The organism is Streptococcus sp. 210928-DFI.4.42 (genome assembly GCF_020554365.1).
Taxonomy (GTDB): Bacteria; Bacillota; Bacilli; order Lactobacillales; family Streptococcaceae; genus Streptococcus; species Streptococcus parasanguinis_S.
Map to the genome: position 1 here is coordinate 1 of NZ_JAJCHF010000068.1, position 299 is coordinate 299.

Annotated in this window: 2 tRNA genes; both read left to right on the plus strand. The window is 49.5% G+C overall.

Annotated elements, in window-relative coordinates:
• Positions 1–69: 69 nt before the first annotated feature.
• A tRNA-Trp gene (locus tag LIZ08_RS10325) sits at positions 70–140 on the plus strand.
• Between the two features lie 12 nt (positions 141–152).
• Positions 153–225 (plus strand) — tRNA-His (locus LIZ08_RS10330).
• The last annotated feature ends 74 nt before the right edge of the window (positions 226–299 follow it).

The window sequence follows — 299 nt, forward strand, 5'->3', positions numbered from 1 at the left end:
CTAAACGCGGCGGACTGTAAATCCGCTCCTTCGGGTTCGGGGGTTCGAATCCCTCCCCTTCCATCCTTTACGGGCATAGTTTAAAGGTAGAACTAAGGTCTCCAAAACCTTCAGTGTGGGTTCAATTCCTACTGCCCGTGTTAATACTTATGGCGGGTGTGGTGAAGTGGTTAACACACCAGATTGTGGCTCTGGCATGCGTGGGTTCGATCCCCATCACTCGCCTATTTATTAATATTATTATTGGGGTATAGCCAAGCGGTAAGGCAAGGGACTTTGACTCCCTCATGCGTTGGTTC